This is a genomic window from Faecalitalea cylindroides ATCC 27803 (assembly GCF_000469305.1).
GTDB classification, from domain to species: Bacteria; Bacillota_I; Bacilli_A; order Erysipelotrichales; family Erysipelotrichaceae; genus Faecalitalea; species Faecalitalea cylindroides.
This window is the reverse complement of the sequence record NZ_KI271029.1, coordinates 38129-45371: the sequence shown is the minus strand read 5'-3', so window position 1 is coordinate 45371 and position 7243 is coordinate 38129. Positions and strand designations below refer to the sequence as shown.

The following is a 7243-nucleotide window of genomic DNA, read 5'->3' as shown; positions in this document are numbered from 1 at the left end:
ACCAGACCATGAGAATACCATGCCAAATACTCTCCTTTGACCACACTGTTTCTGACCCATACATTTTCGCTATGCCAAAAAGCATCTTTTGTATCTAGTACACAGTTTTCAAAATATGCATCTTTCAAATATTGAAATGAATATTTCCCTGTAAACTCTACATTTTCAAACCGAACATTTTCTGCTCGCATCATAAAATATTCACTTATTGCTTTTGCATCTTTTACCTGGATATTTCTTGACATCCAGCCAAATTCACTGGAATTAATTTGACAATCTTTGATGACTATATCATTACATTCTCTTAATGCCTTGATTCCATGCATTTTTGTCTTTTCAATTTCAATATGATCTCCATACCATAAAGCAGCTCGACAGTTTTCTGTTAATTCACATTCTTTGATTTTTAAACCATGATCATGCCAAAATGGATAACGCAGCTTAAATTTTGTGTGTTCTACTGTTATATTTTCACATTCCTTAAATGCACTCTCCCCATCCTTAGGACCATCGAAAAGACAATTTCGAACAGTTGCATTTTTATCCCATATAGAGCTCTTTCTTCATCAAATGTTTGATTTTCTATATACATATTTGACCTCCTACATAACGCAGGCCTTATACTAATCCCTAAAGTTAACTTTAAGTCAAGTCTTTTTGAAAAAAAGATGAAGCATTTATATTAGGATGATCCACCTCCTTTGAATAAATCTTCTAATTGGTTGCCAACTGCTTTTTAAACAACGATCTAAATATCCAGCGCACCAAAGGTCCAACATAAAATACTTGAGCACATAGGGCAAAAGGAAAATTAAGTACCAGCTTACTTAACCAATGGCCTAGAAATTCAGACGAAAATCCAAAATGATAAAACGATACATAAAAAGTCATAATTGGAGCCATTAAAGATACAGTAAATCCCGCTGTCGCCAGGAGCTTAAAAACAGGTTTATCATTTTCATCAAAGATTCTTGCAACTAATTTTTTCACAATTTTAGAAGCAATGTACCTCTGGGCAATAAAGGCCCCTATTACTTCCACCCACATATTCTTTAGCGCATACCCAAATGTAGAAAAAGTAACTCCATTTTCCATTCCAGCATTGTAAAAAGTCATGACATAAACAAAGATCAATACCATGATTACCGTAAAAGTCAAATCTTGAAATTTTGTTTTTGGCATATTTCTCCTCCTATCAAACAAAAAACGAGCCGATTCAAAACAACTGGACTTGCGTTTTGATCTGCTCGTTGTACAGATAAGTGTTTACCACATCCCCAACAAAAAATCAAAGGAAACTTATAAATCTTTTATTCAATGATCATCTCTATAATACGTTTTTGAACTTCTTTAAATATCTCTCCATTCACATCAATATGTGCCTTAATTTCTATAATACGAGATGTATTGATCCATTTTGAATCATTGATAAACAACACAGATACTTTAGTCAACCCTTCTATATACCCTAAACGCATCAAATGTCTTTTTCCAGTAGGATTTCCCTTATTATCATAAGCTTCTAAATACGCTTTGTATTTTCCACTTAACGGCACTACAAAGGCTTTCCCTCTTTTTACTGTCATGACCAAGCCAAAATGCAAATATCCTATTTCATGCTGGTAGGCTTGACCGAAATCTATATAGGCAAGGTCGCCCTTATTCACATTAAGATCCAAAGCCTTCCCTGATGAATACTCTTTACGTTTACAGTAATTCATCTTAGATACCATATAATCAAATTTTTCTTTATCAGTTAGTTTTAGGATCATCATTCTTTCTTGATAGAAAGCATCTTCAACCATCGGCCCAAGATGTTTGGATTTCAATATGATTTCCTTTTCACTCATCCATTTTTTTGGTTCCATAATTTTATTGAAACAAAAAAAAGTGACAAAATCCTGACAAAATAAAGAAAAATCTGCTATTTTGCAGATTTCTTCTCTTTATGTTCTTTTATTATTTTTGTGATCAACTTTATCCTATTCAGACCCCTTCGACAAATCCCCAGGATAGGATGAAAATGTTCTGAAATCATCGCTGATTTTTCAATAAATATTTCTACGGCTAACAAAATGATCATGATTGCCAACAAGCCAAACATCTCATTCAACATATAGACAAAAGCACTAAAGCCAAATAGAGTCGTAATACCACACATGATAATGACCGTGTTTCTATGGCCGAACTGCTTCATCAATAAATGGTGAATATGACTTTTATCTGCCTCTAAAAACTTTCTTCCTTTTAAGGTCCTTCGTAAGATAGCTGATAAAGTATCTATGATTGGCAGCATCAATAAAAGCATTGGCAAAGCCAAAGTTACGATTGTTGAACTTTTGAACCCTAACAAGCTAATTGCCGAAATCATAAATCCTAAAAACAAAGATCCGCAATCCCCCATGAAAATGCTGGCAGGATGTGCATTATAAACCAAAAAGCCAAATATACTGGCTGCCAAAAGAAAAGTAATGATCGTAATATCCATTCTTCTTTCAACAATAGCAATACAACCAATAACCACAAAGATCACAACGCTCATACCGCCACATAAACCATCTAATCCATCAATCAAATTGACCGCATTGGTAATACCCACAATCCATATGATCGTAAACACAATAGAAAGAGCAATAGAATCTATTGTGATACCAAAAGGCAAACGTAAAACATCGACACCAACGCCAAAAGCTACCAAAATGAAAGCTGCACATACTTCAAATGCCAGTTTTACCAAAGGTTTCATATCGATCAGATCGTCGATCAAGCCTGCAAAAAACATCAAGCTTCCACCTAAGATCATTCCATTAACAGCCATATCCGCCTTCACAAACAAAGCCATTGAGATGATAAAAGAGACATAGATGGCAACCCCTCCGATACGTGATATTTTTCCATGATGGATCGTTCTTTCATTTTCCTTAGCATATGTTTTGGCAATCACTGAGTATTTTTTTATGAGTGGTGTCAATCCAAGAGAAATGAAAAAAGGCACGATCAGCATTGTGATATCAAACAAATTACTTCAATCCTTTCATTTGTTCTATAATATCGCATTCAGGCTTAGTTGTGCAAATAATTGGGCAGTCAAACTCATGTTTTAAAGCTTCCTTGAGTCCAAAACAGTTTGCTAATCCACCACTTAACATGATTCCATTATTCATCAAGCGTTGCTTCATCTCGCTTCCCATATTCATGTAGCAATGTTTTGCCCACAAAACAACTTGAAGTATCTGCTCTTCCATGGCTGGCCATAAATCAGATGCCCTTATTTGTATATTGACAAGTTTTCCATATCGATCCATTGCCATACACTGCAGCATAGGATTCTTATTCATCTTAAAAGCTTGTGAAACAGCTTCTTTTAAAGCGCTGGCATCTTCATTGGAAATAAGACAATTCTGTTTTTGTGCAATGGTCATCTTGATTTTTTCATCCATTCCCATACCACCAAAATAAATGATCTTATGGGCAAATTCATGTCCATGAGCATAAATCCCCATCTCAGTATAAGAATGACCGGCATGGATGATAAAACAAGCTTGCTCTGTCTGTAAAACCTCCATTGGCGTAATGAATTCAACTTTACGGACCTTACAAGCTGCAAGTTGCTGCTGCCACTTTAACTTTTGTTCATCACTAACATCTTCATTCAAGCACACCAAAAAACACGGTTTAAATACATTTTGAGAGACCTTTAGCTCTTTGAGTGCTTGACGAATCAAAGGAGTAACATCATTTAATATATCACCTTGTTTGATCGGGTATCTTACTTTTATATCTTTTTTATTCTGGTAAACATAAGCAAGCGCCTGTTCAGCCAGGGCAATCATTTTTTGCTTATCATACGCAATACAAGTCTTTAAACAAACTTCTCTATCATTGAAGTAATCATAAAGACGTAAGGAATTCGAACCAGGATCCAGCGCAATCCAGTGAGCAAACATCTCTACACCCCTAACCCATTATAAATCGTCAAGCTCAATATAGCCTGTGAGCTAAGATATGCCAAAGCCAATGACAATAAGAACATCAACAAGGTAACTTTTCCGGGCTGTTTGACTTTACAGAAATCTTCAAACTTAATAACACTGAGCGCATAAAAACTCAAACCAAAACACGCAAAAAAAACAATATAATTTATCAAAGAAGCTATCATAATTTCGCCCCCACACTTACGACCTCAACAAAACCATATCGTTTTTCTAATACACTCTTTGCCTTTTGTAAGACATCTTCATCAATACAAAAGCCCATCATGCTGGAACCAGATCCAGACATCATGACGCGAACCATACCTAAATCCAACATTTCTTCTTTAATTTTGGCAAGTTCCGACCTTAATTCAAATGCTACGGGTTCTAAGGCATTCCCCATAGCCTGCACCAATAAATCCAATATCTGATTCTCACAAGCCATTTGAACATAGTCAATATCCGGATGGAATTTCTCCTGATTTTCCCACAACCGAAATGCTTCTGGTGTGGAAACCCCAAAATCAGGTTTTACAAGTAAGATGTTGAATTTCCAATTGGTATCCAAAATTTCAATCTTCTCACCAATTCCTTTTACTCTAGAAAACTGATTAACTAGACAAAATGGGACATCAGCACCAATTTGCTTAGCCAAATTCAATTTTTCTTCCATTTCAACCTCTATCCCTTCAAGTTCTAAAACAGTTTTCAATACCGCTGCCGCATCCGCACTTCCTCCGGCAAGTCCAGCTTGACTAGGAATATTTTTTTTAACACGAATCAAATAGTGATGTTTAATATCATAACAATCTCTTAATAAGCCAAGTGTTTTAGAAATCGTATTATCTTCACTAAGTTCCATATTTTCAATTTCGATCTTATCTTGATCTGCATATTCGATATCTAATTCATCATATAAAGAAATTGGAGCCATGATCATATCCAACTCATGATATCCATTTTCCATGGTCCTGACTACATCCAGGCCCAAATTAACTTTTGCCGGTGCATAAACTTTCATAACTTACCTCATATAATCTAATAAAATCCTCTAGAGTGCATTGTTGTGCTCTGATTGAACTTTTTAATTGTGCCTTCTCAAGTAGCTGCAAAGCTTCTTCTTTATCTTTGAATAAAGTCTGGAAATTATTGTAGATCGTCTTTCTACGTTGCACAAAACAAGCTTTTACCATCTTAAAGAAAAGCTCTTCATCTTTTAAATTGTACTTGTGATGAAATGTAAACTGTAAGACAGCCGAATCCACATTAGGACTTGGCCAGAAAACATGTCTAGATACATCCATAACTTTTTTGATATCGCATCGATATTGAGTAATAACGCTCAGCGCATTATATTCCTTATCGTTTTGACTTGCCAAAAAACGATCCGCCACTTCCTTTTGCATCATCACCGTAATTCTTTCAATAGGCTCGGTTGCTTCAAAAAGCTTAAACAAGATTGGCGTCGTAATATAATAAGGAAGATTTGAAGCAAATACAACCTTCTGATCCGGTTTTCTATATTTTTTTATCTCTTCGTTGATATCTACTTTTAAAATATCTTTTAAAACGATTTTTAAGTGATCATACCCTATTTCATTTTCCAACACTTCAGGCAAGCGATCATCAATTTCAAAAGCGATGACCTGATCCGATTTCATCGTTAGATATTGCGTTAAAGCACCAATACCCGGCCCTATTTCGAACACCAGTTCATCTTTAGATTTTATAGCCGCATCCGCAATTTTCTCAACCACCCGTGGTTCAATGATAAAGTTTTGCCCATAGCTTTTTTTTGTGAAAACATTATATTTTTCCTGAATTTCTTTCGTTCGTTTGATCGTCGCAATCGGTCTATCCATTCTTTTCATCCTCTAATAATTTTTCAATTTCATCTCGTGTTATATGCATTTGATTTAATCTTTTAAAGCATGTTTTGGCATTGCACGGACCGATATGAACCATTTCACACACGCGATTGCGAAATATTGCATTCCCCACAAAACCCAGATCTATATAATCCTGCCAAGACAGGCTTTCTTCATTGTTTTCAAAACTCACTATTTGATTTAGTGCCTGCCATAAATCTTCTTTATTTGCATGCTCTACACCAACTTTTTTCTCTGTTTTTGCCTTATCTTTAGCAATAAAGGCATGCTTGATGCCCGGCACATTGTCCTGGATCCAGCGACGAATATGTTCTCCCGGCCTATCTGGATCTGTAAAAACGATTACACCTCTTACTCTTTGAGCTTCTTTGATTCTTTCTAATACCAAAGGGTTTGTACTGTCTCCGCTTGTTTCGATCGTATCACAATCAAAATAACTCTGTAAAACATTGGTATCATTTTTACCTTCCACGACAATTACTTCTTTTATATGTTCTTTCATTGTAGATCCTCATCCTCAAAAGTAAATCCATAACCTCTTACTTCATGTACATCCTGCACGATAATAAAGGCTTTAGGATCAAAACACATTACATCCTTTTCAAATAAAGGATATTGTTTTGTTGAAATAACGCACATCAATACCGGTCGATTACTTTTAGTATAAGCACCGGTTGCATTCAAGACCGTAACGCCTCTTTCCATCTTATTCAATAGATAGTCTCGAATCTCTTCCCATTTTTCTGAAACAATCAAAACATTCTTAGCCGATTGAGACCCCAGCATTACTGTTTTATTTATGGCTTGACCTGAAACAAAAACAGAAATCACACCAACAAGAGCTGCACTCAAGCCATATGTATAAACTCCCAGCAAGACTGTTAAACAATCAATGATCATAACTGCATCTCCACTTGGAATCTTGGCATACTTATGCAGAATCAGTGCTGGAATATCCATCCCACCTGTAGATGCATTTACACGAAAAACAAGTCCAACGCCTACACCCATGATTAATCCAGAATATATAGCAGCTAAGTATTCTTCCATAATAAAGGTTCCTGGTTCCAACAAACTAGAGATATATGAAGTTAAAGTAATGAACACAGGATAACAAATAGCAGAGACCAGTGATTTAAGTGCAAAAGTCTTACCCAGCAGCAAAGCCCCCAATAAATATAAACCGATTGTCAACCCATTGATCATCCATACTGGATCAATATGAATCAAAGGTTCCAAAGCTACCGCAACACCAGATACCCCACCTGTTAATATATTATTAGGTAATACAAAAAATGAAACGCCACATGCGACAATGAGGTTTCCTATTAATATATAAATCAAATCTTTTAGATAGTTTTGTTTTCGCTCCATGATTGG

General features: G+C 35.6%; 10 protein-coding genes. All 10 read right to left on the bottom strand.

What is annotated here, in order from left to right; genetic code table 11:
* Positions 1 to 551: DUF3737 family protein (locus HMPREF0367_RS10315; RefSeq protein WP_211237384.1), on the bottom strand; the 551-nt coding region annotated here is incomplete at its 3' end.
* Between the two features lie 163 nt (positions 552 to 714).
* Complete coding sequence (locus HMPREF0367_RS07415) at positions 715 to 1182, bottom strand: DUF2798 domain-containing protein (protein ID WP_015535646.1); 468 nt, start codon at positions 1180 to 1182, stop codon at positions 715 to 717.
* A 128-nt stretch (positions 1183 to 1310) separates the two neighbouring features.
* Positions 1311 to 1868: a hypothetical protein gene (locus HMPREF0367_RS07410; protein ID WP_022355755.1), complete on the bottom strand. Its 558-nt coding sequence runs from the start codon at positions 1866 to 1868 to the stop codon at positions 1311 to 1313.
* A gap of 56 nt (positions 1869 to 1924) precedes the next feature.
* Positions 1925 to 3019 (bottom strand): MraY family glycosyltransferase, encoded by a 1095-nt coding sequence (locus HMPREF0367_RS07405; RefSeq protein WP_248660674.1) that lies wholly within the window; start codon positions 3017 to 3019, stop codon positions 1925 to 1927.
* 1 nt (position 3020) lies between these two features.
* Positions 3021 to 3947: a rod shape-determining protein gene (locus tag HMPREF0367_RS07400; RefSeq protein ID WP_015535649.1), complete on the bottom strand. Its 927-nt coding sequence runs from the start codon at positions 3945 to 3947 to the stop codon at positions 3021 to 3023.
* Positions 3948 to 3949: 2 nt separating this feature from the next.
* Positions 3950 to 4159: a DUF1146 family protein gene (locus HMPREF0367_RS07395; RefSeq protein WP_015535650.1), complete on the bottom strand. Its 210-nt coding sequence runs from the start codon at positions 4157 to 4159 to the stop codon at positions 3950 to 3952.
* A complete protein-coding gene (gene ispE / locus HMPREF0367_RS07390) occupies positions 4156 to 4995 on the bottom strand; it encodes a 4-(cytidine 5'-diphospho)-2-C-methyl-D-erythritol kinase (RefSeq protein ID WP_035402869.1) in 840 nt (279 codons plus the stop codon). Before ispE ends, HMPREF0367_RS07395 begins: the two co-directional genes overlap by 4 nt.
* The gene (rsmA, locus tag HMPREF0367_RS07385; protein WP_428829654.1) at positions 4967 to 5845 is read right to left on the bottom strand and encodes a 16S rRNA (adenine(1518)-N(6)/adenine(1519)-N(6))-dimethyltransferase RsmA; all 879 of its coding nucleotides are present in this window, start codon (positions 5843 to 5845) and stop codon (positions 4967 to 4969) included. Before rsmA ends, ispE begins: the two co-directional genes overlap by 29 nt.
* Positions 5829 to 6365 (bottom strand): ribonuclease M5, encoded by a 537-nt coding sequence (gene rnmV, locus HMPREF0367_RS07380; protein WP_022355750.1) that lies wholly within the window; start codon positions 6363 to 6365, stop codon positions 5829 to 5831. Before rnmV ends, rsmA begins: the two co-directional genes overlap by 17 nt.
* Positions 6362 to 7237, bottom strand: coding sequence for a YitT family protein (locus HMPREF0367_RS07375; RefSeq protein WP_035402864.1), 876 nt, complete (start codon positions 7235 to 7237; stop codon positions 6362 to 6364). The genes rnmV and HMPREF0367_RS07375 overlap by 4 nt, the downstream gene beginning before the upstream one ends.
* Positions 7238 to 7243: the final 6 nt, after the last annotated feature.

Bases quoted from the DNA above. Each gene is read 5' to 3' on its own strand.
- HMPREF0367_RS07395 (WP_015535650.1), bottom strand. From the start codon at position 4,159: ATGATAGCTTCTTTGATAAATTATATTGTTTTTTTTGCGTGTTTTGGT.
- HMPREF0367_RS07410 (WP_022355755.1), bottom strand. From the start codon at position 1,868: ATGGAACCAAAAAAATGGATGAGTGAAAAGGAAATCATATTGAAATCC.
- HMPREF0367_RS07375 (WP_035402864.1), bottom strand. From the start codon at position 7,237: ATGGAGCGAAAACAAAACTATCTAAAAGATTTGATTTATATATTAATA.
- rnmV (WP_022355750.1), bottom strand. From the start codon at position 6,365: ATGAAAGAACATATAAAAGAAGTAATTGTCGTGGAAGGTAAAAATGAT.
- ispE (WP_035402869.1), bottom strand. From the start codon at position 4,995: ATGAAAGTTTATGCACCGGCAAAAGTTAATTTGGGCCTGGATGTAGTC.
- rsmA (WP_428829654.1), bottom strand. From the start codon at position 5,845: ATGAAAAGAATGGATAGACCGATTGCGACGATCAAACGAACGAAAGAA.
- HMPREF0367_RS07400 (WP_015535649.1), bottom strand. From the start codon at position 3,947: ATGTTTGCTCACTGGATTGCGCTGGATCCTGGTTCGAATTCCTTACGT.
- HMPREF0367_RS07415 (WP_015535646.1), bottom strand. From the start codon at position 1,182: ATGCCAAAAACAAAATTTCAAGATTTGACTTTTACGGTAATCATGGTA.